The sequence below is a fragment of the Candidatus Nanopusillus massiliensis genome (assembly GCF_920984865.1).
This window is the reverse complement of the sequence record NZ_OV100765.1, coordinates 155,724-156,353: the sequence shown is the minus strand read 5'-3', so window position 1 is coordinate 156,353 and position 630 is coordinate 155,724. Positions and strand designations below refer to the sequence as shown.

The following is a 630-nucleotide window of genomic DNA, read 5'->3' as shown; positions in this document are numbered from 1 at the left end:
CTTTGATAGTTTTCGAAGGTATAAAGAAAAACACCTTTTCTTAACTTATAGTAGGGATTTATATTTTTATAAAGATCTTTATTTGTGTTTATTTCTACTTTAGTATTAGTTTTATAAGGATCAATCTTTTAATAAAAAGATTGATTAAAGAAGAAAATAAAAGTATTATAATTGATAATTCGGATGCAGGAAGATCTCCTACGTTGTTATGCAATAACTTAATTATGCAAAAATTGCTCAGATAATAAACAATATAAGATAAATCTAATATATAATATTTATGAATGATGAAAGATTATTAGTAGCAGCATTACCTTTATATTTGGGGGAGTTATCGAAAATCGTGAATGGTTTGAATCAACATTATTCAAGACTTCAAAAGGCTTTAGATTCAGAACAAATAAAGGACGAAGCTACAAAAGAATTGTTAGAAGAAGTTATGATATTTATAAAAAGAGAAATTGATTCATTAAAAAATATTTATAAAGCATCAAAAAATATTTATAAAGCATTAATAAGAAATATAAGCAACAAAAAACAAGATTTATCAAAAAACTCATACTAAAATGTTTCATACCAATATCTGCAATAGAAAAAAACCTTTTTTTAAAGATAATAAAATTTATCTAA

At 22.7% G+C, this 630-nt stretch carries 1 protein-coding gene; it reads left to right on the top strand.

Features of this window, described 5'->3' with window-relative positions; all coding sequences use genetic code 11:
• Positions 1-280 precede the first annotated feature (280 nt).
• On the top strand, positions 281-565 hold the full coding sequence (locus tag LUA84_RS01140) for a hypothetical protein (RefSeq protein WP_231434047.1): 285 nt from the start codon (positions 281-283) through the stop codon (positions 563-565).
• Positions 566-630: the final 65 nt, after the last annotated feature.

What these genes read in the sequence shown, in the direction of transcription:
- LUA84_RS01140 (WP_231434047.1), top strand. Translation starts at nt 281, where the DNA reads ATGAATGATGAAAGATTATTAGTAGCAGCATTACCTTTATATTTGGGG.